This window comes from Enterobacter cloacae complex sp. P40C2, from assembly GCF_014930695.1.
GTDB lineage: Bacteria > Pseudomonadota > Gammaproteobacteria > Enterobacterales > Enterobacteriaceae > Enterobacter > Enterobacter pasteurii.
On sequence record NZ_JADBRP010000001.1, the window covers coordinates 935,451 to 960,777 of the forward strand.

A 25,327-nucleotide genomic window follows, 5' to 3' on the forward strand; every position below is an offset into this window, starting at 1 on the left:
CCAATACGGTGACTTTCTTCTAAGCTTGTAGGCGATATCACAAAAAGGAGATGGACACCCATGAAACAGACCGTGGCTGCATACATAGCGAAAACCCTGGAACAGGCGGGCGTAAAACGTATCTGGGGCGTCACCGGCGATTCCCTGAACGGGCTCAGCGACAGCCTCAATAAAATGAAAACCATCGAATGGATGCCGACTCGCCATGAAGAGGTCGCCGCCTTCGCTGCGGGGGCCGAAGCGCAGCTCACGGGTGAACTTGCCGTCTGTGCCGGCTCCTGCGGGCCGGGCAACCTGCACCTCATCAATGGCCTGTTCGACTGCCACCGCAACCATGTTCCGGTGCTGGCGATTGCCGCCCACATTCCCTCATCTGAAATCGGCAGCGGCTATTTTCAGGAGACGCATCCGCAGGAGCTGTTCCGTGAATGCAGCCACTACTGCGAGCTGGTCTCATCGCCGGAGCAGATCCCACAGGTGCTGGCCATCGCCATGCGCAAAGCCGTCCTCAATCGCGGGGTTTCGGTGGTCGTCCTGCCGGGTGACGTGGCGCTGAAGGCCGCTCCCGAAACCGCCACCACCCACTGGTACTCGGCCCCGCAGCCGACCGTCACCCCCGCCGCTGAAGAGCTTAAGAAGCTGGCGCAGCTGCTGCGTTACTCCAGCAATATCGCCCTGATGTGCGGTAGCGGCTGCGCCGGCGCGCATGACGAGCTGGTGGCGTTTGCCGGCAAGCTGAAAGCACCAATCGTTCACGCCCTGCGCGGTAAAGAGCACGTGGAGTACGATAACCCTTACGATGTGGGGATGACCGGGCTGATCGGTTTTTCCAGCGGCTTCCACACGATGATGAACGCCGATACGCTGATCCTGCTCGGCACCCAGTTCCCGTACCGCGCGTTTTACCCGACGGATGCCAAAATCATTCAGATTGACATTAACCCCGGCAGTATCGGCGCGCACAGCAAGGTCGATATGGCGCTCATCGGCGATATCAAATCCACCCTCGCCGCCCTGCTGCCGCTGCTGGAAGAAAAGACGGACAGCAAGTTCCTCGATAAGGCCCTGAGCGATTACCGCGACGCGCGTAAGGGGCTGGACGATCTCGCCAAACCGAGCGACAAAGCCATTCACCCGCAGTACCTGGCGCAGCAGATAAGTCATTTTGCGGACGACGACGCCATCTTTACCTGCGACGTGGGCACGCCAACCGTCTGGGCAGCGCGCTACCTGAAGATGAACGGTAAACGCCGCCTGCTCGGTTCCTTCAACCACGGCTCGATGGCCAACGCCATGCCGCAGGCGCTGGGCGCAAAAGCGACGGCACCGGAACGTCAGGTCGTGGCGATGTGCGGCGACGGCGGGTTTAGCATGCTGATGGGGGATTTCCTGTCGGTGGCGCAGATGAAGCTTCCGCTGAAAATCGTGGTCTTCAACAACAGCGTGCTGGGCTTCGTGGCAATGGAGATGAAGGCCGGAGGCTACCTCACGGACGGCACCGAGCTGCACGACACCAATTTCGCCCGCATCGCCGAAGCCTGCGGTATTACCGGTATTCGGGTCGAGAAAGCGTCTGAGGTGGACGAGGCGCTGCAACGCGCCTTCTCCATCGACGGTCCGGTGCTGGTGGACGTGGTGGTTGCCAAAGAAGAGCTGGCCATCCCGCCGCAGATCAAGCTGGAGCAGGCCAAAGGCTTTAGCCTCTATATGCTGCGCGCCATCATCAGCGGCCGCGGTGACGAGGTGATCGAACTGGCAAAAACCAACTGGCTCAGGTAAAACATCTGGCATCGCCTTTTTAACTATAAGGACATGCCATGATTGATTTACGCAGTGATACCGTTACCCGCCCGGGTCGCGCCATGCTCGACGCGATGATGTCCGCCCCGGTCGGAGACGACGTCTACGGCGATGACCCGACGGTCAACGAGCTGCAGCGCTATGCGGCAGAGCTCAGCGGCAAGGAGGCTGCCCTGTTCCTGCCCACCGGCACGCAGGCGAACCTGGTGGCGCTGCTCAGCCACTGCGAGCGCGGCGAAGAGTATATCGTCGGCCAGGGGGCGCATAACTACCTGTACGAAGCGGGCGGCGCGGCGGTGCTCGGCAGCATTCAGCCGCAGCCGATCGATGCCGCACCGGACGGCTCCCTGCCGCTTGATAAGGTCGCCGCGAAAATCAAAGCCGACGATATTCACTTCGCCCGCACCAGGCTGCTCAGCCTGGAAAACACCCACAACGGTAAGGTTCTGCCGCGCGAGTATCTGAAAGCGGCGTGGGAATTTACCCGCGAGCGCGGGCTCGGCCTGCACGTTGACGGCGCGCGCATCTTTAACGCCGTGGTCGAGTACGGCTGCGAGCTGAAAGCGATTACGCAATATTGCGACTCGTTCACCATTTGCCTCTCTAAAGGGCTGGGCACCCCCGTGGGTTCGCTGCTGGTGGGCGATGCGGACTACATCAAACGCGCCAACCGCTGGCGTAAAATGACCGGCGGCGGAATGCGGCAGGCGGGCATTCTGGCGGCCGCCGGGCTGTACGCGCTGAAAAACAACGTGACGCGCCTTAAAGAGGATCACGATAACGCCGCGTGGATGGCGGCGCGGCTGCGCGAGATCGGCGCAGACGTCATGCGTCACGACACCAACATGCTGTTTGTCCGCGTCGGAGATGAGCACGCCGCCGCGCTGGGCGAATTTATGAAGGCGCGTGGGGTGCTGATCAACGCCTCCCCGGTTGTGCGCCTGGTGATGCATCTCGACGTTAACCGCGAACAGCTAACCGAGGTGGTAAAACACTGGCAGGCGTTTCTACAGCGTTAAGGAGCATACCGTGCCGCAACGAATTCTGGTGCTCGGCGCCAGCGGGTATATCGGTCAGCATCTGACCGCTGCGCTAAGCCAGCAGGGGCATCGGGTGCTGGCAGCGGCACGCAACACTGAACGCCTGCAAAAGCTCAGCCTGCCGGGCGTTACCTGTCACAGCGTCGATCTCAACTGGCCGAAGGAGCTTCCCGCGCTGCTGGAAGGGGTTGATACGCTTTACTACCTGGTCCACAGCATGGGCGAAGGCGGCGATTTTATCGCCCACGAGCGGCAGGTGGCGATGAACGTCCGCGATGCCCTGCTGCAAACCCCGGTGAAGCAGGCGATCTTTTTAAGCTCGCTTCAGGCGCCCGCCGACGAGCAGTCCGACCACCTGCGCGCCCGCCAGCTGACGGCGGAGACGCTGCGCAGCGCGAATATTCCCGTTACCGAACTGCGGGCGGGGATCATCGTCGGCGTGGGGTCCGCCGCGTTCGAAGTGATGCGCGATATGGTCTACAACCTGCCGGTGCTGACCCCGCCGCGCTGGGTACGCTCGCGCACCACGCCCATCGCGCTGGAGAATTTACTCCACTATCTGGTGGCGTTGCTGGATCACCCGGCAGAGCAGCACCGCGTTCTGGAGGCGGCTGGCCCACAGGTGCTGAGCTATCAGGAGCAGTTCGAGCATTTTATGCGCGTCAGCGGACGCCGCCGCTGGCTGGTGCCCGTCCCCTTCCCGACCCGCTGGATATCGGTGTGGTTTTTAAACGTCATTACCTCGGTACCCCCGACCACCGCAAAGGCGCTGATCCAGGGGCTGAAGCACGACCTGCTGGCGGACGATCGCGAACTGCGCGCATTAATCCCCCAGGAGCTGATCCGCTTTGACGACGCGGTGCGCCGTACCCTGAAAGAAGAAGAGAAGCTGGTGAACTCCAGCGACTGGGGCTACGACGCGCAGGCCTTTGCCCGCTGGCGGCCCGAGTACGGCTACTACCCGAAGCAGGCCGGCTGTACGGTAAAAACCACGGCCAGCCTGGAGGCGCTGTGGGAGGTCGTGAACCAGATTGGCGGCAAAGAGCGTTATTTCTTCGGCAATATTCTCTGGCAAACGCGCGGCGCGCTGGATCTGCTGGTCGGTCACCGGCTGGCAAAAGGCCGCCCTGCGCATCCTTATCTTCAGGTAGGGGATGCCGTCGACAGCTGGAAGGTGATTATCGTCGAGCCACAAAAGCGGCTGGCGCTGCTGTTCGGCATGAAGGCGCCGGGGCTGGGGCGGCTCTGCTTTACCCTCAGTGACAAAGGCGACCATCGTGAACTGGACGTTCGGGCGTGGTGGCATCCGCACGGAATGCCCGGTCTGTTTTACTGGCTGCTTATGATCCCGGCACACCTGTTTATCTTCCGCGGCATGGCGAAACGTATTGCGCAACTGGCAGAAGAAAAGCGGGAAAATAACTAAATAAAACTCTTAATCTTTCACCTTTCCCATTGCAACACATCGTAATTCACGAAAGAATGCGCACGAAATTCTTTTCAACACAGTGGATTGTTATGAAGGTACTGGTTACCGGGGCGACCAGCGGCTTAGGCCGAAATGCGGTCGAGTTTCTGCGCAACAAGGGCATCAGCGTGAGGGCCACCGGTCGCAATGAGGCGATGGGCAAGCTTCTGCAAAAAATGGGCGCTGAATTTGTCCATGCCGATCTGACGGAGCTGGTCTCCTCTCAGGCTAAGGTGATGCTCGCCGGAATTGATACACTGTGGCACTGCTCCAGCTTTACCTCCCCGTGGGGCACGCAGGAAGCCTTCGATCTCGCTAACGTGCGCGCCACGCGCCGTCTGGGCGAGTGGGCCGTCGCCTGGGGCGTGCGTAACTTTATCCATATCTCCTCTCCGTCGCTCTATTTCGACTATCACCACCATCGGGATATCCAGGAAGATTTCCGTCCGGCGCGTTTTGCCTGTGAATTTGCCCGCAGCAAGGCTGCCGGTGAAGAGGTGATCGACCTGCTGGCGCAGTCAAACCCGCATACCCGCTTCACCGTGCTGCGCCCGCAGAGCCTGTTCGGGCCGCACGATAAAGTGTTCATTCCGCGACTGGCGCAGATGATGCACCATTACGGCAGCGTTCTCCTGCCGCGCGGCGGTGATGCGCTGGTGGACATGACCTATTACGAAAACGCCGTTCACGCCATGTGGCTGGCGAGCCAGCCGGACTGCGATAAGCTGGCGTCGGGCCGCGCGTATAACATCACCAACGGCGAACCCTGCACGCTGCGCAGTATTGTGCAAAGGCTGATTGACGAGCTAAAAATCGACTGCCGCATTCGTTCCGTTCCATACCCGATGCTGGACATGATCGCCCGCAGCATGGAGCGCTTTGGCAGCAAATCGGCGAAGGAGCCTGCGCTGACCCACTACGGCGTATCTAAGCTGAATTTTGACTTCACGCTGGATATTTCGCGCGCGGAGAACGAGCTGGGGTATAAGCCGATCGTATCGCTGGATGAAGGAATTGTGCGCACCGCCGCGTGGCTGCGGGACCATGGGAAGCTGCATCGGTAGTTAATTGGGTGCGGCCTGATGCCCTCACCCCGGCCCTCTCCCACAGGGTTGAGGGATCCCCCTAAAATAATGCCTGCACGGATGACCCCCTCTCCCTTGAGGGAGAGGGTTGGGGTGAGGGGGAACATATGGCTGTAGAGGTAATTCCGTTCACTTTATGTTCCTTGCTACTCTGTAACGGCATCACTTGTGAACGTGCCATGGCGGCTCAATCGCCGCCGCCCTGGCGACCCGGGCTCCCGGCGGTAAATCGCCGCTTCGCGGTGCCCTCGGCTTATTCCTTCCGGCTTATCGGGGACGGGCGGAGGTAACGTCCCTGTAAAGCCGCCCTCTCGGCGCATCCATGCGCCTCGCCCCGGCCTGCAGGAAACGCCTCAGCGATTTACAGCCGGACCAGGGCGTCGCTGTAAGTCATTCATTTTCCTGAAGCAACATTCATCGCTTCCGGTAAAAAATTACTGGGGATCCCTCAGCCCACAGGGAGATGGCGTAAATACGAAAACGGCAACCCGAAGGTTGCCGTTTTGCTTTTACAGAGCCGTCCAGGCTTCTACCCATGCCAGGCCTGCACCTGGTTCATAGTACAGCGGTGCGTTGTTACACCAGCCGCTGTACGGGAACGGTTTGCACTGGAACAGTTTACCGTGGTTGTTCACGATATCGCCTGCGCCGTACTTGCTGTTCGCGCTCCACGCCGGGTAATCGCCGGCAGTGCCTTCGTCATTAGACGGGGTGGCGGCTTTAGCTTTCACGTTCAGCAGGTAAGAGGTGGTGCTGCTCAGCTCGCCGTCGCTCACGGTCAGGCTGATTTCATACTGCTGCGCCGTTGTCGCTTCTGGCGCGCTGAAGGTCACAACCGCCTTATCATCGCCGGTAACGGTCTGGCCGTCCTGGGAACGCCAGGTATAGGTCAGCTTGTTGCCGTCTTCGTCGGTAGAGCCTTCCGCGCTCAGGGAGACCTGCGCACCGGCTTCAACCGCACCGATTGGACCGGCAATCTGCGCCACAGGCGCGTGGTTTACCACCGCCGGGATGTCGTCCGGCGCGGGTGCCGGGGTTTCATCCGGTGTTGGTGTCGGCGCTGGCGTCTCATCTTCAGACGGGGCTGGAGCAGGAGTCGGGGTTTCATCCGGTACGACCGCTGAACCGTCGTCGTTAACGATGTTCACGTTGAAGAACTTCTGTACACACTTGGTGTAGTCACCGTCTTTAAAGGCGCTGAACGGCGTCTGGTAGCCCACCAGCTGGCAAGCGTAGGTCTTGCCGTCAGGGGTATCCGCGCTCCATCCCCAGTCCTGCTCCCAGTAGATCTTCAGCGCGCCTGCGCCACCTTCATCGAACTGCTTCATGTTGGCACAGCCAAGCACTTCGTCAGCCGGTACGGGGACTTTCAGGTAGTTAGCGAACTCTTTGTAGTATTTGATGCGGTTCTGAGACTGGGCAATTTCAGTCGGACCGCCGCACTCTACGCCGCCGTTGATGATCTGGGTGGTCACGCCGAAGCCAGGGACAAGGCCGTTGGCTTTATCGTGATCGTTCGGCTGCCAGGTGCCGTCGATAACCTGGAGCATGCTTGGTTTTGGCGGCTGAGGATAGGCGAAGAAGAAGATCGCGCTTGCCAGGTTCAGCCAGGTATCCGCCACCAGCTCAGGCTTGTCGAGCAGGACGCGAACGTCGCCGTACATCGCTTCAGAGAACGGGCCGTAGTTATAGTTGTAGGACAGCTGCTTGGCGCCGCGGCCGAAGTAGCTCAGGAAGTCGCCATCTTTGTCTTTACCGCACGGCCAGGTTTGACCCTGCCAGACGTCCGGGTTACATTCCCCGTTATAGCCGCCCTTCTGGCCTTCGCTCCAGCCCATCTCGCGCACGTAAACCAGCGCCTGACGCCATTCGGCTTCCGGACGCCAGCTTTCGTGTCCGCCGGTTTCCTGTGCGAAGTGAGCAAACATGGTTGCCAGCTCTTTGCGGCAGATCGCCTCGCTGTCGCGGCCGTCGTTGTAGGTATCGCACAGCGCAGGGAATTTACCCACGGCCTTCAGGAAGTTGCTGTAGCTGTAATCCTTCGCGCGCAGCGGGAACAGGTATTCCCAGTCGCTCTCTTTAAGGATCCCTTCAACGCGCTTCACGTTTGTCGGGTTGGCTGCACGGCCTGGCTCAATCTGCTCAACCTGAGCGTTGTCCAGCGTACGGATGGTATCCTTCACGGATTTCATCAGTGGGAAATCGGTGAGCTCTTTTTCCTTTTTAGCCAGATCGCTGGCTTTCATGGTGTAAGGCTCGCTGCTTTCCGCCTTCAGCATGGTGGCCTGAGCAATAACCGGTGCTACGCAGGCACCGGCAATAAGCACGCTCAGTAATGTCCTTTTATTCATCTCGGTTTTTCCTGTTAATATCGATAAAATTAAATAAATCCAAACTTATTTATTAATCCGTTAATAAATAAACTCCAGACAGCTGTTTTTCATTTTCTGAAGAATACGTGCGGGTACTCTTCAAAAAAGAAAAAACTCACCAGTTGGTTTTGTCACGGGCCGCCAGTTTTAACTGCTGATACTTACGCCAGACCTTATGGGCATATACCATTCGCCTGGGGTAGTTTTCTTTTTTAAGCCCGGCGTTATATGCGCCTACGGCTTCCCAGTTATACCCATAAACCTTGATCATGCCCGACAGAATGGAGGCGCCAACCATAATGGAGGTGCAGGGTTCCGTCATCAGGCGATATTCGTTAATCCCCCGGCGCTCGAGCTCGGGAAAATGCGAGCTGTTAATTTGCATTAATCCCACATCGCGCGTTCCGTCATGATTGATGCCTACGGCGCGTGGGTTCATTCCCGATTCCACATTCGCGATGGCGTAGAGCAAAAACGGGTCAATATGGTAATACTGCGACGCTTTATTCCAGCAATTGGCAAACGCGCTATGGCTTAATAGCAGTAACAGAAACAGCAACCTTTTCATTATTCACCTGCGTGGTCGGTTTTTATTCTCCTCAAACACGTCCTGTTAAGTTTTTTGAATTTACTGACCACACCCGAAGCGGGGTGTGGTCAGTGATTGTGGGCTGATATCACACCCACAATTTCAGCTTCGGCTTCAGAAGATTATTTACAATCCGCTGACGCGCCTTCTTTCACCCATACATCGCTGTTGCCTGGTTTGTCACCCTTGGTCCACCATTTCGCGCGGTACTCGAAACCTTCATAGGTTGTCTTGTCACCACCGTTGTAGACCATGTCGGAGCGCCAGTTCATTTTCACCTGGCTGACCAGCTCCCATGCGTCGGCGTTAAAGCCAGGCTTGTTGCCCTGAGTCCAGTACTTCGCTTTCCATACCAGATTATCGGAGCTGACCATGTCGCCGTTGTTGTAGATTTTGCTGGATTCCCATGCCGCGTATTTGCTGGCGTTGGCATCTACCGGGCTATCGCAGCTGCCGGTTGCAGTGCCTTCATCAGATGGGGTGTTATCTTCATCGGATGGGGTGTTGCCTTCGTCAGACGGGGTATTGTCTTCATCAGGCACAACCGGGGTAGCTTTCGGCGTTACGGTAACCTGCACGTTAGACTGTACGCTGGTTTTGCCGTCGCTTACGACAACGCTCAGGGTGTAGGTAGAGTCAGTCGTTACGTCCGGCGCGGTGATCTGTACGCTGGAGGTATCAGTACCGGTTGCGTGCATATCAGACGGAACGCTCCACGCGTAGGTCAGTGCATCACCGTCCGGATCCGCCGCCTGCACGTTCAGGGCAAACGTCTGACCGGCTTCCAGAGTCACGTTCTGCATCTGGTTAACGACCGGCGCCTGGTTGGCCTTCGGCGCTTTGTTCAGAACCTGCACGTCAGCGGTGCTGCTCAGGCCTTTCTCATCGGTCACGGTCAGACGGAACGCCAGGGTCTGGTTGCTGGTCACAGCGCCTACGGAGAAGGTCGCTTTCGCTTTGGTGCTGTTGGTCAGCGTGACGCTTGGGCCAGAGATCTGGGTCCACTTGTAGGTCAGCGCATCGCCATCAGGATCGGTTGACGCAGAGCCATCCAGGGTCACGGTAGCAGGACCGGTCACGGTTTGATCCGCCGCGGAAGCAACAGGCGCATGGTTGGTCACCACCGGCTCTGGCGTAACGCTACCCAGCAGGCTTTCGTTCATCGCGTTCAGGATGTCGCCGTTATCGGAGTCGATAGACCACGCGAACAGGCCGCCCAGGTTTTTCGCCAGAACGTACTTGCCTTTAGCCGTTGTGGAACGGGCATCTTCATAAGAGATCAGCTCGCCGGTGGATTTGTTGAATACGTATGGCGCTTCAGCGTCTGCGTCGTAGCCGTATTCCCAGCCTGGCTTGCCCTTGTACTCGTTCACAATCTGGCGATAGTCAACCACGCCAGGTTCCCAGGTGCCTTTCACGCCGCCAGTCGCGGTACCGGTGAACGGGTTGTTGCCGGTATAGCCGTGAACGCCAGTCCAGCCGCGACCGTACATGCCTGCACCCACCACGATTTTGCCTGGCTGTACGCCCTGCTCCAGCAGCGCGTTAACGCCATTTTCGGTGGTGTAGTTGGTCTCCGGACGCCATGCTGGCGCATGCAGCGCGGCCTGGTGACCCAGATCGGTCATGCTCCACGCGCCGTAGAAGTCGTAGCTCATCAGGAAGATGTGATCGAGATACTGCTGCGCCGTGGTGTAGTCCACGTCTTCGATCTTATCTTTGCCCGCGCCGATGGCACTGGTCAGCTCATAGGTACGGCCGGTTTCAGCGGACAGCTCGTTCAGCATGGTGCGCAGATCGTGCATCAGCGCGGTGTAGGTTGCTTTATCCACCTGCGGGTTGCCCAGCGATTCATTCACGCCGCCGCCGCCCGGGAATTCCCAGTCGATATCCACGCCGTCGAAGAATTTCCAGGTTTTCAGGAAGTCTTTAACAGAGGAGACGAAACGTGCGCGGATGGCGGTATCGTTCATGTGGTGGAACGGATCGGACATGGTCCAGCCGCCGATGGATGGCAGGATCTTCAGGTCAGGATGGGCTTTTTTCAGCGCCATCAGCTGGCCGAAGTTGCCTTTGTACGGGTCGTCCCAGTTAGACACGCCGGACTGTGGCTTCTGCAGCGCAGCCCACGGGTCATGAATAGCCACGGTGTAGTCAGGGCGGCCCGCGCAGGCTTTTTGCAGGTTGGCGAAGCTGTTGCCGTTTTCAACGGTTTTCAGACCGTCGTTAATGCCGTCGCCGCCGCAGATTGGAATGAAGCCGTACAGGATGTGGTTCAGGTTAGACGCAGGGATTTTATCCACCGGGAAGTTACGGCCATATACGCCCCATTCAGGGAAGTAAGCGGCAACCACTTTATCGGTATGTTTTGCGAAGGTTTTGTTGTTTTCCTGCAGCGGGGTATTCAGCGGCAGGAGGTGGCTACCGTCGGTATCGGCCACGACGATCAGCTTGCTTGCGCTTTTGGTACAGCCGCTGTTGTTACAGAGCTCAACCTGCTCCTGGTAGCGACCACCTTTTTTCACCTTAAAGGTGGCGGAACCGGATGCGCCGGCAGCACCGGACCATACGGTTTTGCCGTCCAGCAGCACTTTACCGGAGGTAGGCGCGTCGCCGCTCCAGACGTTCCACTCAACCTTAACGTCGACGCCGTCGTTGTGCACCTTAACGAGGTTACCGTAGTCCACTACCGCCTGATCCACTTCAACGATAGCAAATTTGTCGTTACCGCTGCTGATTGAAGGCGTACCCGGCGCTGCGGCGAATGCAGAGCCGGAAACGGCTGCTACAAAGAGCGCCAGATAAGTAGGCTTCATAAATTTCATTATTAATTCCTGATAATATTATTTGCGAAAATTAAAACAACCATGCTTTCCATATCGCATGGGCGAGTACTGAATATATTATTTAACTAATACCAAGAGTCATTTTTAATTATTCTAATAATATCCTCCATAAAATAGACATGAGCGATAATCCTTACAGCTTGTGCTTATAACAATACGCCGGGAATCCATATAAGTCCTTTCATTCCCTTGCCGAAAAAACTTTAAAAAAAACTTGACCAGTTAAATCAGAATGTGAATTGCAGCGTCTGTAGAATAAAAATAACCAATCCCGCCAGTGACAGCATCGGGCCGAATGGGAGGATATTCTGTTTATTAACGGATTTATAAAAAAGACAATACAGCGCAATACCGCTTAACGCCGCGGCGAGTAACAGTGAGGGCAATGCCTGCCAGCCGCACCATGCGCCCAGCGCAGCCAGCAGCTTGAAGTCGCCGTAGCCTAACCCTTCGCGGCCCGTCGTCAGGCGAAATCCCCAGTAGAGCAGCCACAGGGACAGGTAACCCGCCACCGCGCCAGACACAGCATCCGTCAGGGGCAGCGTATGGCAAAACGCGTGATACAGCAGGCCAGCCCAGAGCAGCGGCTGGGTCAGACAGTCCGGCAGAAGCAGATGTTTTGCATCGATGGTGGCGAGCGGCAGCAGGCCGCACCACAGCACCCACAGCGCTAGCAGGCCCGCCAGCGACGGCGCAAACGCCGCCGTCAGGGCAAAAAAGAGCGCGCTCGACAGCTCAAGAAACAACAGCCGCACCGGTATCGCCGCTTTACAGCAGCGGCACCGGCCGCGCAGGGCGCACCAGCTCAGAACAGGAATATTCTCCCACCACGAGAGGCGATGCGAACACGCCGGGCAGTGAGACGCCGGAAAAAGCAGGTTACCCGCCCCCTCCTCTTCTTTTACAAGCGGAGGAATACGCTCTGCCACTACCCCTAAAAAGCTGCCGATAATGCTCCCCAGCGCGCCGCTCATCAGGCACAGCGCGGGCAGATTGCCAGTCTGAAGCAGCATCAGCGGGTTCATGCCACTTTCGCCCAGGACAGTTTAATCTGTGCCTTCACGTCGCTGAGATGATCCACCGGGACAAGGTCCATTTTTTCAAGACGTACGCCGGAGGTTAAATTCACTTCCCTGAGCCAGTTTTTCAGTTCATACACGTTAATTCTGTCGATATTAAACGTCATAGACTGGCCGTCCTGCTGAATATTGCTCAGGCTAATGTGGATCTCTTTCGCGCTTTCTTCCACCACGCTGCGGGGATTACCGGTTTTTACTACTTTGGCCTGAAGATGGTTTTTATTAATTTCTGCACGCATCCAGTTCAGGGTCTGCTTTTGTTTCTGCAGCGTGCTGCGTTCATTTTTAATAATATTATCCAGAGGCGTCATCACCCCGTACCAGATAATGGCGCAGCAAAGCGCCGCCCCGCACGCTGCAAACAGTTTTCGCTCGCGCGGGCTATAGTTCCGGTAGCGGGCCTTTAATTGTCCTATTTTCTCTTTCATTTATATTTCCCTGTGATGATGGCAGTATAGGGCGCCTCACTGGAAACCGGCTGCAGCGTAAAGTCGAAGGTATCACTGGCCTTATTGACGAACGCCTGTAACGCAGCGGGATCCGTGGCGCTAATGTTCAGCGTCAGCTGATTCTGCGTGTCGTCATAGCCGACTTCACTCAGTTCAACCGAAGGGAGAGAGGCTTTGATCTGCTCCAGTGCGTCCAGCTGAAGAAAGACGCCTTTTTTCTCTTTCTTAATGTTCTGTCCGAAGTGGTACTTAAGGTTGGTCTTCTGGCGCAGGGTTGGAAAATAGTGCTGCGCCAGTTCAACCATCTGCTGGCGGGCCCGGTTTTCCTGATGGGCCAGCATCCAGGCCATGCCGATGCGGGGGCCAAGCAGCAGCCCCAGGCTCAGTACCGCCACGGCGGCGACAGCCGATTTCGGATAACGGAAACCACCATGCGATCCGCCGGCTAAGAATTCACCGTGCAGCAGGTTCGCCCTGCAGCTTTTCCACTGGGGCTGGATCAGCACCAGCGGGTGCTGCCAGGCCAGCTTTTCATCCACCTGCACGCCCGCAGGCGCATCGCCGTAGCAGACGCGCACACCCGCGTCCTGCTGGCTTAACAGCAGCGGCAGCAGCCCGGCGTCGGTTTCACAGGCGCCAGACGGCGAGTAACGCATCCAGTAACCGTCATCGGTTGAGACCAGCGTAGTGCCGCCGTCCTTTACCGGGAGCAGGAACGCATCCGGCAGTACCTGCACCACCGTCAGCCCGGCGTCAGCGCAGCGGTTAAGCCAGTAACGGAGGCGGTCGGCATCAATCGCGACGGCGTCCACTTCCCGTCCTTTCCTGTTCAGCACCGTCCAGTGAAGGTTGTCCACGTCGCCGATCAGCGTCTCTTCCGCCAGCCAGGAAAATTCGGCGCCGCCTTTTTTGGGCAGCGTGAAGTGACGAAAGATCATCTCGCTGGCGGGCAGCAGCAGGCACACCCTGGTGGCCAGCGCGTTTTCCGCGAGATCCGCCAGGGTCGCCATCCCCCGCAGCTGTTCCACGTGCTCGCTACCGTACTCGCACCACATTATGTTCCCGTCCTCGCGCGTGTCGGGACGAATAAAAAGCACCTGTTTCATAGAGTTCGTCTTGTGTTATTCAACCATTCGGTAGCGACGTTGCCAGGTAATCACCTTCCCGGCTTCATTATCAACATGAAGCTGGCTGACGACGCGCAGCGTTAAATCATCGGTATTGCCGGTGCTGTTGACCCGGAAATAATTACTGTTCACCGCCAGAAGCGCCTGCACCTGCCTGAGGGCATCTTTGGTCTGCGGATAGTTCGTCTCCAGCTCTTTCAGAAACGCCTCCATCGACTCCCAGCCCTCTTCCGGGCGGGAGGCAAGTAGCCGCGTGGCTTCATCTACGCTGAGCGAGCCGACAAACAGCGCCGACAGCAGCGGCGCCTGTTCTTCCGTGAGCGTATTGACATCCACCTTGCTGGCGCTGTCGGGTAATGCGCACAGCACCTTACTGACCCTGCCGTATGCCGACGCCGGAAACGCGGGCAGCAGCTTTAGCTCTCCCGCGGTGCGCATCATCTGGTTCGCGGGCTGCCGGGCAGGCTCAACGCCGGCCCAGGCGTCCGCCTCCAGCCCCTCTTTGGCCGTGGTGGTATCGCCATCGAGATAGTCCAGCAGCTGCTGGTAAATCTCCTCTGCGTCCCCGGCGGAAATGCCGCTGTCGGCCAGCAGCTGCTCGACGATGCGCTCTTTCACCGGCTTTTCCGGCAGCGCCCCCGCCGTCTGGGCGGCGGGCGCCGGATCCGCGGCCAGTAAATTGTTCACGTTAAAGCAGGTCTGAGCGTCCGCAATCTGGCTCACCACGGTGAAGTTTTCGCCTTCGGTTTCAACCGGCTCGGTCCACTCGCCCTTCGGCGACAGCCCCTTGCTCTCGCCGCTGGCGTAGGTCTGGAGCCGATCTTCAATCGCTTTTTGCTGGCTCTGAATGGACCAGCGCAGCTGCTGCTGGCTTACCTGATAACGGGTTTTCTGAAGGTTGCGGCAGAACTGCTGGCTGATTTTGGCGGCCAGCGCCGACATCATGACCAGCAAAATTAGCACTACCAGCAGCGCGACGCCGCGCTGTTTTCGAACCGATTTTCCGCTCATTTTTTCTCTCCTGACGGGGCGGTTACCGGCTGCGGCTGTGCTGGCGTCGCCGCATCGGCAGGCGCCGCAGGCGCTGGTTCTTTTGGCGCATCCGGCGCGGCTGGCACGTCACCCGGCGTGGTAAAGACCCAGCGCCAGGTATCGCCGTTCTCCATGGTCAGCAGCAGCTCCACGCCGTCCGGCTGATGCGCCGTATCGGTCCATTTGTCCAGCCAGCTCGCCTTCCAGAAGCGCCACGACGCCTCTTTGACGTCGCTGAGGATCGGCACCTCTTCCGGCTTCGCCTCCTCAGGAGCATCGATGACCGGCCAGATGTCCCGCCACAGCTTTTTGTCCTTAAGCCGCCAGCGCACGCGCTCAAGCTGGACCTGGCCGCTCACGCCGTTCAGCGTGGTCAGCTCCAGCGCGTCGTCACGCTGCACGAAAACCTCAGGCTCGTTGCGCGGGGCACGCGCCTGAAGCTGAAAGAAATCACGCTCCAGCAGGTTATAGGCGCGCTGAAGCTGGTTTAACCGGGTGGCCGCTACGTCGGTTGCGTTCGACGTGCGCATGGCCCCGTCGAGGATCTGCCACGCCAGGGTGCTGATGACCGCGAAGATGGTCAGCGCAATCATGATCTCCAGCAGCGTAAAGCCCTGCTGACGCTGAACGTGCTTACTCATTTACCTCTCCGGGTTCTGTCACCTGCAGGGTAATTACCGGCTTATCTTCCTCGCCCTCGGCATACACCTGCACGTCGTCGGCAAAGCGATTTTTCGCAGTCCTGACCCGCTGCCTGCGCCAGGTCCAGCTTCTGCCGCCCATCGTCTCCGTGCCGGTCTGCATCGCGTCCGGGAACGGCGTATTGCTTAGCCGGGCTTCCGCCAGCTGGTTTTCCGCCACCCAGCTGGCCTGGAGCGTATCGCCCAGGCCGTGAGTGAAGCGCACGTTCAGCGAGACGGAATTCATCAGCGCCAGCGCGGCGGTGGAGAAGATGACCAGGGCGACCATCACCTCCAGCAGGGTCATCCCCCGTTCTTTGCGTTTAGCCATCGTTCTCTACCGAAACAGGAGAAGCCCCCTGCGACACCACGCGAAAGCGCTGCTTTTTATCGAAGCTCTGCAGAGAAAGCGTGAAGCGGCTAATCTCCCCGTCCGGCAAAAAGACAATCTGCGGCATCGCGTCCGTTGTCGCGGCCATGCGCTGCGGTGACAGCGAGACGTGCATCTCTTCCGGGAACTGGCCGTGGGTGATGATGCGCCCGGCGGTTAAGGGCTCCCAGCGGCGCTCGCCCTCTTTTCCGGCCCAGGTCACCAGCTGATATTCTGAGGTGGTGAGCACCAGCCCGACGATATTGCCGTCCATCACCGCACGGTCTGAACCATATTCAACGAGGGCTTTAAGCTGCTGACCGAAAATATCCGCGCCGCTGCGCGATGGAATAGTTGACACCACCATCATGGCGCAGGAGGCAAATATCACCAGCGCCAGAATAATTTCCAGTAAGGTAAACCCACGTTGCTTATTCATTACTTCTCTTTTTTATCTAAAGACCAGTTGGTAATATCATCAGCCGTATTGGCTTCGGCATCCGGGCCCGCTGAGAAAACATCCACTGCGCCATGTTCGCCCGGGCTAACCAGAATATAATCATTCCCCCACGGATCTTCCGGCAGGCGGCGAATATAGCCATCGTCACGGTAGTTTTTCGGGATAGGCGCGATATCAGGTTTGGTGACCAGCGCCTGCAAACCCTGCTCCGTCGTGGGGTAGCGGTGGTTATCCAGCTTGTACATATCCAGAGAGCCCTCCAGCGCCACAATATCGCTGGTCGCTTTCTGGGCATCGGCTTTTTCTTTATTCCCCATTAAGTTTGGCACCACCATACTGGCGAGCACCCCAAGAATAACGATGACCACCATTAATTCGAGCAGCGTAAACCCGGCCTGACCTTTCAGGCTGTTTCGTTTTAAAGCCATATTTAACCCACCATATTATTGAGCTGAAGAAGCGGCTGTAATATTGACAGTACGATAAATAAAACTACCGTCGCCATTGTCACCACCAGCGCCGGTTCAAATACCGACAGCGTTAACGTAATTCGATGCTGTAATGCCGATTCCTGATTTTCCGCGGCGCGATCCATTAATGAACCTAATTCCCCGCTCTCTTCGCCGGAGGCAATCATGTACAGCATGGTCGGCGGAAAGAGCTTTGCCTGATCCAGGGCGTTATACAGCGATGCCCCCTGGCGCACGGTATCCGCCGCCTGCTCCAGCACCTGCCGGGCATGGAGGTTCTCGATGCCGTCCATTGCGATATACATGCCCTCCAGCAGCGGCACGCTGCTGGCCTGGAGGATGCTGAGCGTGCGGATATAGCGCGCGCTGTTGATGGCGCAGACCAGCTTTTTGATCGGCGAGCCGCTCACCAGCCAGCTGTGCCAGCGAAAGCGGTTCGCCGCCTTCTTCACCCACGCCTTAAAGCCCACGATTGCGCCAAGCAGGCCACCCGCGATGTAGATCCCGTACGCCTGCAGGAAATCACTCACCGCAATCAGCGTGCGGGTGGTGATCGGCAGCTGCTGTTTCATATGCACAAACTGCTCGATCACCTGCGGCACTACGGCCACCAGCAGGATGGAGATCACCGCCACGGCAACCACCGTCAGGGTGATCGGATAAACCATCGCCTGCGTCAGCTTGCTTTTCATCTTCTGACGCTGCTCGTTGTATTCCGCCAGCTTCTCCAGCACATCGCCGAGGTGGCCGGTTTTTTCCCCGGCCATCACCAGCGTGCAGTACAGCTTGTCGAAGGTGCGCGGGAACTGGCTGAAGGCGTCAAAGAGCGTATGGCCCTCCACCACCTTCTCGCGGATCTCCGTTACCATCGCCGCCAGCTTTTTGTCTTCCGTCTGCTTTGAAATGGCCTTCAGGGCGCTTTCCAGCGGCAGCGACGCGTTAACCAGCGTCGACAGCTGGCGGGTAAACATCGACAGCACCGGCGTGGAGAGCTTAGCTCCGGTTTTCGCTTTTCCGGCCGTCGACGTTTCACGGGTTTCGGTGATGGTGAGCGGCATCAGCTTCTGCTCGCGCAGCGACTGGCGCACCTGCTTCGGCCCTTCCGCCTGCAGCGTGCCGCGCCGGGTTTTCCCCGCGGCATCGGTGGCGGTCCACGCGTAGAAAGCCATTATTCATCGCCCCCACGCTCGGCGGTCACGCGCATCACCTCTTCGAGCGACGTGATGCCGCTGATAACCTTCAGCAGCCCGTTTTCGCGCAGGCTGTAGGCCTGCCTGAAAAGCTCGGTCTCAATGGACATTTCATCTTTGTCTTCGTGAATGGCGCGGCGCATGGCGCTGTCGACCACCAGAAACTCGTGAATGCCTGCGCGCCCCTGATACCCGCTCTGGCGGCAGTGCTCGCAGCCAGCGGCGCGGTAGATGGCCTTCGGCGGCTTATCCATAAAGCTAAACAGCGCTTTTTCATTGTCATCCAGCGGACTGGTGGTACGGCAGTGCGGACACAGCCGACGCACCAGACGCTGGGCAATGACGCCGAGTAGCGACGAACCGATCAAAAAGGACTCGAGGCCCATATCCCGCAGGCGGGTGATGGCCCCCGCCGCACTGTTGGTGTGCAGCGTAGACATGACCAGGTGACCGGTAAGCGACGCCTGCACCGCGATTTGCGCGGTTTCGCCGTCACGAATTTCCCCGATCATCACCACGTCCGGATCCTGACGCAAAATGGCGCGCAGGCCGCGGGCAAAGGTCATGTCCACGCGCGGGTTGACCTGCGTCTGCCCCACCCCTTCCAGCTCGTATTCAATCGGATCTTCAACGGTCAGGATGTTGCGTTCATGCCCGTTGAGCGCCGACAGAATGGCGTACAGGGTGGTACTTTTACCGGAGCCTGTCGGCCCGGTGACGAGGATAATGCCGTGCGGGCGGCCGATCAGCCCTTTCAGTTTTTCCAGCTCTTCATCGATAAGCCCGAGCTTGTTGATGTCCGGCTTCAGGTTGCTCTTATCGAGCAGGCGCATAACGACGCGCTCGCCGTACTGGGACGGAATGGTCGACACGCGCACGTCGATGGCCTTGCGGCCGATGCGCAGCGAGATACGGCCATCCTGCGGCAGACGTTTCTCCGCGATGTCGAGCTTTGACATAACCTTGATACGCGACACCAGCAGCGGCGCCAGCTTCCGCGCGGGCTGTAGCACCGGGCGCAGCACGCCGTCAACGCGAAAGCGAATGCTGAGCGTGCGCTCGAAGGTTTCGATGTGTATATCCGACGCCCCATCTTTTACCGCTTCGCCGAGAATGGCGTTGATCAGGCGGATCACCGGCGAATTTTCGTCGTTATCCAGCAGATCTTCGTTGTCCGGGATCTCCTCGGTTAACGCCATCAGATCGATATCGGCATCCATATCGTCCACCAGCTGCTGCGAAACGCCGCTGTTCTGCTGCCAGATTTTGGCCAGCATCTCGTCAAACGCTTCCGCGCTCAGCGTCTGGGGGTCAAACGTGCGCCCCAGCACCCGGCGCATCTCCAGCAGGGCAAACGCGGGCACGTCCTCGCGAATATAGACCGCGTCGTTCCAGTAAAGGATACCGTTGTCTTTCGCATAGCCGCTGGTGCAGAGCTGTTTCGTCAGTTCATCCACGCGTCACCTCCCCTTACTCTTTGAAGGGGTTGCGGGTGGTGGCAGGTGCGCTCACGCCGACCGGCTGAGAATGATCCTGCTTTGGATAGGCAGGCAGGACGGCGTTATCGGTGTTCTCAACGATGCCGAGCTTTTTCTCCTCCAGGCGCTGCCGCTGGCGCGCGCGGATCTGGTCGTATTTCTCCTTCGTCGCCGCGCTGTAGTTGTCGTCATCGCGCAGCACGGTGGTATGGATAAACACCATCAGGTTGCGCTTCGACGTATCCTCCGAGGTATAGCGGAACAGCTGTCCCACCAGCGGCAGATCGCCCAGCAGCGGCACTTTCGACACGTTCTGTTTGCTGACGTTTTCCATCAGACCGCCCAGCACCACCGTCTGGCCGCTGTGAACCATCACTTCGTTATTGATGGTGCGGGTATTGAAGGTCGGGCCCAGGCTGGCGTCTTCGGTGGCGCTGGCGTCAACGCTGGAGACTTCCTGCTCGATCTTGAGGTGGATCATGTCCCCGTCGTTGATCTGCGGAACAATCTTCAGCTTGGTACCGACGGTTTTACGCTCAACCGAGTTAAAGACATTGTCGCCGCTGGTGGTCTGGGAACCCGACAGTACCGGCACGTCCTGACCAACGTTGAACGACGCCTCTTTGTTATCCAGCGTCACCACGCTTGGCGTGGAGAGAATATCGTTCTTGCCGCTGGTGGAGAGCGCGGTCAGCAGCGCGCCATAGTCACCGTTAAAGAAGCCGGTCGCCAGGCCGGTAAAGGATGCCCCTTTCATCGTGCCGTTTTTGATCTGGCTAATGGGCAGACCGGTAGAGCCGAACTGCACGCCGCCGTGCTTGCCGGTCCACTGCACGCCTAAATCCATGCCGTTACCGTCCTGTACTTCGGCGATGATGGCTTCCACCAGCACCTGCGGACGGCGAATATCCAGCTTGTCGATCACCTTCTCCAGCGAGTTCATGACGTTTGGCTGGGCGGTGATCACCAGGGAGTTGGTGGACTCATCGGCGGTGATGTTCAGCTCGCTGCTGGTGGTTGCGGTTTTGCTTTTCGGCGCACCGGCTTTGTCCTTCAGCTGCTCGCCAATACCGGTCAGCACCGGCACCACCTTCGTGGCGTTGGCGTACTTCAGGTAGAAGACGCGGGTATTCCCCTCGTTATTCTGCTCGCGATCGAGCTGGCCAATCAGCGAGCGGGTACGCGCGCGCGCGTCTTCGGTACCGCTGATCACCAGGCTGTTGGTTTCATCATCGGCCACCACCTTGGTCGCCAGCTGCGGCGCGTTCTGCCCCTTCTGCTCCTCGTTGTTGAGGTTGTTCAGCATATCGGAAAGCTCTTTGGCGGAGGCATAGCGCAGAGGCACAATTTCGCGACGCTGCATGCCGGAACGATCTACGCGCTCAACCAGATCTACCAGCCGGTTCACCACCGAGGCTTTACCGGTTAACAGCAGCACGTTAGAGGGTTCAAAGTGGACCACGTTACCGATCCCCGAGGCATCGTTCAGCTGGCGCAGCAGCGGCGCCAGCTCGCGCACGGGGACATTCTCCATGCGCACCACGCGGGTGATGATCTCATCCCCTTTGCCCGGGTTTTTACTGTCGGCCACCGGAACGCCGGCGGTCCGCGCCACGCTTGAACGCACCACTTTGACCATGCCGTTATCCATCGGAATAACCGACAGGCCATAGAGATCCAGCACGCTCAGGAAGAACTGATAATATTCCTCTTCCGTCAGCACGTTATAGGTTCTGACCGAGACGGTGCCCTGAACGGACGGGTCGACCAGAATCGTTTTATTCAGATTGCGACTTACCGTATCGATAAATTCGCGGATATCGGTATTTTTAAAACTGGCGCTAAAGTTAGCTGCGAGCAGCGAACTGGAATATAACGACAATGCGGTCAGCGCCACGCACGCCCAAGGAAATTTCTTCATGATTTACACTTGTTAATTGTTTAGAACATTAACCCGAATATTTTCAAGGTGAGCGTGCCGTCTGACGACGACCTCCGCTTCTTTCATTTTCGACCAGTTGGCGATAATATTTTTCGCCTGCGCTTCTTTCGTCATATCGACGTCATTGATTTTCACCACCACGTCGCCCCGTTCCAGCCCTGTACTGCTGTAAAAAGGAGACGCATTCCGTGGATTAATATTAAAGCCCTCCAGCTGGCCCTTATCGATTAACGGCTTTAACACCAGATAATCATCGAGATGCAGGCTGTCCGCGCCCGCGTCTTTTTTCGATTTCGTTACCGGGCCGCTCTCTGCGCCACCCTTAAAATATGGCGGTTGCTTAAGGGCCAGCTTCTGCTCTACCCCCTCGTACTTCACCACCACGTTATCTTTATTTATTTCATCGACATAGGCGTTATCAAAGCCAACCAGCGGCTCCCCTTCCCGATAGCTCTGCTGGCCTGCGGGCGTCTTGATAACGGCAAACGACAGCCAGGACTCATCGCTGCTGATGATGCCCTCGATTTCGGCGGAAAGCGGGGCTTTTGCGGCGGCGGGCATCTCGCTTTGACGCACCGCTGCGGTGAAAAGCCCGAAAGGTTTCTGAACGTCACGTTTTTGGAGCGGAGACTGTTCAGCTTTCGCTAACTTATTCGTGACCTTCTTATATTCTTTATAAACGACGTAACCCTGCTGGCTGCAAAAAATCAGCATAACGAGCATGATGCAGGGCGTCATTAGCCTGGAAAGGAATGCGTTCCTCATTATTTATCTGGCCTTTAGCAAAGCAGAAATAAGCAGCGATGCGCTGCATGACGTAGTGGGCAAATAATAGTAAGCCTGCTAACGAGCAACCAGTTGCTTCGCCATCAACTTTAATGAAGAAAATGATTGACCGGAAAAAAGACGAGTGTTAGAGGCTGGTAGCAGGTTATTTTTACTCTGGCGTTAAATTGACCAGGGGAAGACATTACCTTACTTTCCGTCCATTGCTATTAAAGAGAAGAGACGGTCAGTCGCTATGTATCAGAGCCATTTTAAATTCACCACCCCTCCGTTCAGAAAAATTACCCGCAGGTCGGGTGATTTTCTCGTGCCTTATCATCAGGACGTGTTCAATCTCCTGAAAGAAAAAAGCCAGCAGGCAGGGATCACCGGGCTCTTTTACCACGACAATGAGCTGCTGGGGCAGTTCAGCGATGCGCTGAAGGCCAGCAGCAACGCCGTCATTTCCGTTAATGCGTTTCCAAAGCTGAGCGCCAGCAGCCTGCTGTTCAAGCTCAACCCTTCGGCACAGGAGAAGCATAAACGCCAGGCGGTCGACGCCATTATTCGCCAGTGGCGAGAGGCAAAGTCGTCCCGTAAGGTGCTGGTGATTACCCACGCGCAGGCGATGAAAGCCAGCGGGTATGACGTGCTGGGCATGCTGCTCACGCGCGCCCAGGAGCTGGAGGTGCGTCTGTCCATCGTCCTGATGGGCTGCGGCGATGTGGAAATGGCGCTAAAAAATTCAGCATTGCAGGAATTTGTGCTGACCTGCCACACCCTTCGCGGGCTGGTCTGCCGTGAATACCTGAGCTATGTGCAGGCTCAGTGCGAAGAGCACGGCGCAGAGACATCGCCGCTGACGCCCGCCCGCGTGAAAAAGATCCACACCCTGACCAAGGGCAACGTCTGCAAGCTGAACCAGCTGGCGCACCTGGCCATGCTGGCGGCGTGGACCGAGCGCGCACCGGCCGTCGGGCCGCGTCATTTGCGTCTGGCCACCGGTGAAGTGCTCCCGGCACCGAAGCGCGGCAGGACGCTGGCCTCGGTCGGGCTGTTTGCCTCCGTTCTCTTCGCCGCCTGCGGCTGGATGATGACGTCGTCCATCACGGCAAAACTGCCGGTTGCTCTCCCGGTGCCCGCCGCCTGGAAACAGCAGGTCAAAACGCCAGAGGCGCCGGCGCTGCCGGTCATCGAGAACGAGGTGGTTAACCAGCCTGATGCCATGCATCAGCTGTACGCCATGTGGGGATATGACGCCTCCGCAGAGGATGCGCTTTGCCAGAACGCGGCAAAGGTCAACCTGATGTGTAAGCAGGGCACCGCCACCCTGGCGACGCTGGAAGCCGTAGGGTATCCCTGGGTGAGTGAACTTAAAACGGGCGACCATATTAACTACGCGGTGGTCGCCCGGGCAGGAAAAACGTCGCTGGATCTGCTCATGAACAACCGGACCTGGCAGGTGAGCCGTGCATGGTATAACCAGCACGCCACGGGTGAGTACACCCTCCTCCACCGCCTGACGCCGTCCGGCAAAGATGAAATCACCGCCGCCAGCGACGGTAACGATCTGCAATGGCTTGATCGGCAGCTGAGCCTGGCGCTGGGCGAAAGCGAAACGCACGACAGGCGCTGGACGGCGGAGCTGATGAAGCGCACCCGCGATTTCCAGGCGAAGATGCATCTTCACGTCGACGGTATTCCGGGCGAAGACACGCTGATGCAGCTGATGCGCGAAACCCACATTGCGCCGAGCGTCCTGATTCAGGCCTCGCAGGCCACCCCGACCACGCAAGAGAAGCACGCATAATGTCTACTATCTGTCTCGCTGCCCAGCGCAGCTATACCACCGGGCAACCGGTCTGGTTTTCCTGGCGACTGCCCTCGTTCAGTAAGATCGTCAGCGTCTTCGCGCTCTGGTGTCTGGGGGCGTGCGCGCTGATCGTCGCCGGGCTTTACGCGCACGTGTACTGGAACCTGCGTCACCCTGCACCGGAGATTAAAAAAGCCAGCGTCGCGAAGCCAGAAACGGGCCTGTCGGATATGCATTATATCTATGTGACGAAGCCGTTCCCGCACCCCGAGCCGCAGCCGGTGAAAGTGCAGCAGGATTTACCGCCGTTAGAGACTATGCCGCTAAACAATGATGAAAATGACTGGCAGCAGGCTCCCGATGGGGCGTTACCGGAGAGTCCCGTCGCGCACGATACCTCACGAGATACCTTACCCGGTACCGAAGCCCACGCGCGGACTACGGATCCTGACGATGACGGGGCGTTAAAAGCGATGTTGATGCAGGCGCTGAAAGAACAACAGCAGGATATTTCGCAGGGAAAAGAGCCTGCGCCACCGGTTGATGAAACGCAGGGTGCGTCTCCTTCCGGCATGAAAGGAGACGCAGGAGGGGATTAGTATTTTTCGGGTAAGGTCGTCAGGCTAAGCAGCCGTCCTTTCTCTACCACGATATATTGACCTTTTTTGAGATCGGAGAGAATTTTAATGATGGTGCTGCGCGCCAGGTTGGTGTATTCCTGAATATAATCATAAATATTAATGTCGCGCTGGTGCTGGACAATCAGTTCATTAATTTCAATTAAGAACTCACGCACGACGGAATAAGCGCTGCGGGCCACTAAAACATCGTCACGTTTGCTGAGCATGCAAATATACCATGCCAATACTTTGGTTAACTGAGGCCATAACCCATGCTGGGTCATTAAACGGTTGAATTCTTCTTTATTGATCGTGCGTACAACCGTATTGCTGCGTACCACGCCGTGCATATGGGCTGAATTATAAAAAATAGCGGAGAGACCAAAGATGCATTGCCCTTGCAGGGTAAACATGCATAAATTATCAGAGGTGCGGCGGAACTCAACTTCACCGCCAATGATAATATGAATATTATCAGAATTAGCCGTTGATATTTTTTGCCATTTTTTTAATGTTTTCTCTTCATATCCAGATGTTGCTAAAACTATGGCGTTCATTTCATCATGAGGACGTGTTTTCTTACCGAAAATACTTAACATTGTTATACCCAATTAAGATGTTAGAATGTGTAATTGCTCGACAAATAAAGATA

General features: G+C 57.5%; 22 protein-coding genes. 6 read left to right on the forward strand and 16 right to left on the reverse strand.

The window, feature by feature from the left end:
- Positions 1–60 precede the first annotated feature (60 nt).
- From poxB to IM304_RS04505, 4 genes are all read left to right on the forward strand, one after another.
- Positions 61–1,779: a ubiquinone-dependent pyruvate dehydrogenase gene (gene poxB / locus IM304_RS04490; protein ID WP_193356395.1), complete on the forward strand. Its 1,719-nt coding sequence runs from the start codon at positions 61–63 to the stop codon at positions 1,777–1,779.
- A gap of 38 nt (positions 1,780–1,817) precedes the next feature.
- Positions 1,818–2,819 (forward strand): low-specificity L-threonine aldolase, encoded by a 1,002-nt coding sequence (gene ltaE, locus IM304_RS04495; RefSeq protein ID WP_193356396.1) that lies wholly within the window; start codon positions 1,818–1,820, stop codon positions 2,817–2,819.
- A 10-nt stretch (positions 2,820–2,829) separates the two neighbouring features.
- Positions 2,830–4,266, forward strand: coding sequence for an SDR family oxidoreductase (locus tag IM304_RS04500; protein ID WP_193356397.1), 1,437 nt, complete (start codon positions 2,830–2,832; stop codon positions 4,264–4,266).
- A 92-nt stretch (positions 4,267–4,358) separates the two neighbouring features.
- Positions 4,359–5,372: an NAD(P)-dependent oxidoreductase gene (locus IM304_RS04505; protein ID WP_193356398.1), complete on the forward strand. Its 1,014-nt coding sequence runs from the start codon at positions 4,359–4,361 to the stop codon at positions 5,370–5,372.
- A gap of 530 nt (positions 5,373–5,902) precedes the next feature.
- On the opposite strand, the gene IM304_RS04510 is transcribed toward IM304_RS04505, so the two are convergent.
- The 15 genes from IM304_RS04510 to gspC all read right to left on the reverse strand — a co-directional run bounded on the left by IM304_RS04510 (position 5,903) and on the right by gspC (position 22,200).
- Positions 5,903–7,744 (reverse strand): glycoside hydrolase family 19 protein, encoded by a 1,842-nt coding sequence (locus tag IM304_RS04510; protein WP_193356555.1) that lies wholly within the window; start codon positions 7,742–7,744, stop codon positions 5,903–5,905.
- A 136-nt stretch (positions 7,745–7,880) separates the two neighbouring features.
- Positions 7,881–8,333, reverse strand: coding sequence for a type III secretion system invasion protein IagB (gene iagB, locus IM304_RS04515; RefSeq protein ID WP_176610760.1), 453 nt, complete (start codon positions 8,331–8,333; stop codon positions 7,881–7,883).
- Between the two features lie 143 nt (positions 8,334–8,476).
- Complete coding sequence (locus tag IM304_RS04520; RefSeq protein ID WP_193356556.1) at positions 8,477–11,179, reverse strand: glycosyl hydrolase family 18 protein; 2,703 nt, start codon at positions 11,177–11,179, stop codon at positions 8,477–8,479.
- A 248-nt stretch (positions 11,180–11,427) separates the two neighbouring features.
- Positions 11,428–12,225: an A24 family peptidase gene (locus IM304_RS04525; protein ID WP_176610762.1), complete on the reverse strand. Its 798-nt coding sequence runs from the start codon at positions 12,223–12,225 to the stop codon at positions 11,428–11,430.
- On the reverse strand, positions 12,222–12,707 hold the full coding sequence (locus IM304_RS04530) for a type II secretion system protein M (RefSeq protein WP_193356557.1): 486 nt from the start codon (positions 12,705–12,707) through the stop codon (positions 12,222–12,224). The genes IM304_RS04525 and IM304_RS04530 overlap by 4 nt, the downstream gene beginning before the upstream one ends.
- Complete coding sequence (gspL, locus tag IM304_RS04535; protein WP_193356558.1) at positions 12,704–13,834, reverse strand: type II secretion system protein GspL; 1,131 nt, start codon at positions 13,832–13,834, stop codon at positions 12,704–12,706. Before gspL ends, IM304_RS04530 begins: the two co-directional genes overlap by 4 nt.
- 15 nt (positions 13,835–13,849) lie before the next feature.
- Positions 13,850–14,866, reverse strand: coding sequence for a type II secretion system minor pseudopilin GspK (gspK, locus tag IM304_RS04540; protein ID WP_193356559.1), 1,017 nt, complete (start codon positions 14,864–14,866; stop codon positions 13,850–13,852).
- Positions 14,863–15,528 (reverse strand): type II secretion system minor pseudopilin GspJ, encoded by a 666-nt coding sequence (gene gspJ, locus IM304_RS04545; protein ID WP_193356560.1) that lies wholly within the window; start codon positions 15,526–15,528, stop codon positions 14,863–14,865. Before gspJ ends, gspK begins: the two co-directional genes overlap by 4 nt.
- Positions 15,521–15,898: a type II secretion system minor pseudopilin GspI gene (gene gspI / locus IM304_RS04550; RefSeq protein ID WP_193356561.1), complete on the reverse strand. Its 378-nt coding sequence runs from the start codon at positions 15,896–15,898 to the stop codon at positions 15,521–15,523. Before gspI ends, gspJ begins: the two co-directional genes overlap by 8 nt.
- On the reverse strand, positions 15,891–16,376 hold the full coding sequence (gspH, locus tag IM304_RS04555; protein WP_193356562.1) for a type II secretion system minor pseudopilin GspH: 486 nt from the start codon (positions 16,374–16,376) through the stop codon (positions 15,891–15,893). Before gspH ends, gspI begins: the two co-directional genes overlap by 8 nt.
- Positions 16,376–16,825 carry a type II secretion system major pseudopilin GspG gene (gene gspG / locus IM304_RS04560; protein WP_148418732.1) on the reverse strand — a complete coding sequence of 150 codons (450 nt, stop codon included), beginning with the start codon at positions 16,823–16,825 and terminating at the stop codon, positions 16,376–16,378. The genes gspH and gspG overlap by 1 nt, the downstream gene beginning before the upstream one ends.
- Before the next feature lie 2 nt (positions 16,826–16,827).
- Entirely contained in the window at positions 16,828–18,036 is a 1,209-nt protein-coding gene (gene gspF, locus IM304_RS04565) for a type II secretion system inner membrane protein GspF (protein WP_193356563.1), read from the reverse strand.
- A complete protein-coding gene (gene gspE / locus IM304_RS04570; RefSeq protein ID WP_148418730.1) occupies positions 18,036–19,514 on the reverse strand; it encodes a type II secretion system ATPase GspE in 1,479 nt (492 codons plus the stop codon). Before gspE ends, gspF begins: the two co-directional genes overlap by 1 nt.
- Positions 19,515–19,527: 13 nt before the next feature.
- Positions 19,528–21,456: a type II secretion system secretin GspD gene (gene gspD, locus IM304_RS04575; protein WP_193356564.1), complete on the reverse strand. Its 1,929-nt coding sequence runs from the start codon at positions 21,454–21,456 to the stop codon at positions 19,528–19,530.
- A 12-nt stretch (positions 21,457–21,468) separates the two neighbouring features.
- A complete protein-coding gene (gene gspC / locus IM304_RS04580; RefSeq protein ID WP_193356565.1) occupies positions 21,469–22,200 on the reverse strand; it encodes a type II secretion system protein GspC in 732 nt (243 codons plus the stop codon).
- 298 nt (positions 22,201–22,498) lie between these two features.
- On the opposite strand from gspC, the gene IM304_RS04585 reads away from it, so the two are divergent.
- Entirely contained in the window at positions 22,499–24,052 is a 1,554-nt protein-coding gene (locus IM304_RS04585; RefSeq protein WP_193356566.1) for a peptidoglycan-binding domain-containing protein, read from the forward strand.
- Entirely contained in the window at positions 24,052–24,654 is a 603-nt protein-coding gene (locus tag IM304_RS04590; RefSeq protein ID WP_193356567.1) for a hypothetical protein, read from the forward strand. The genes IM304_RS04585 and IM304_RS04590 overlap by 1 nt, the downstream gene beginning before the upstream one ends.
- On the opposite strand, the gene IM304_RS04595 is transcribed toward IM304_RS04590, so the two are convergent.
- Positions 24,651–25,274 (reverse strand): helix-turn-helix domain-containing protein, encoded by a 624-nt coding sequence (locus tag IM304_RS04595; RefSeq protein WP_193356568.1) that lies wholly within the window; start codon positions 25,272–25,274, stop codon positions 24,651–24,653. The genes IM304_RS04590 and IM304_RS04595 overlap by 4 nt on opposite strands.
- Positions 25,275–25,327 lie beyond the last annotated feature (53 nt).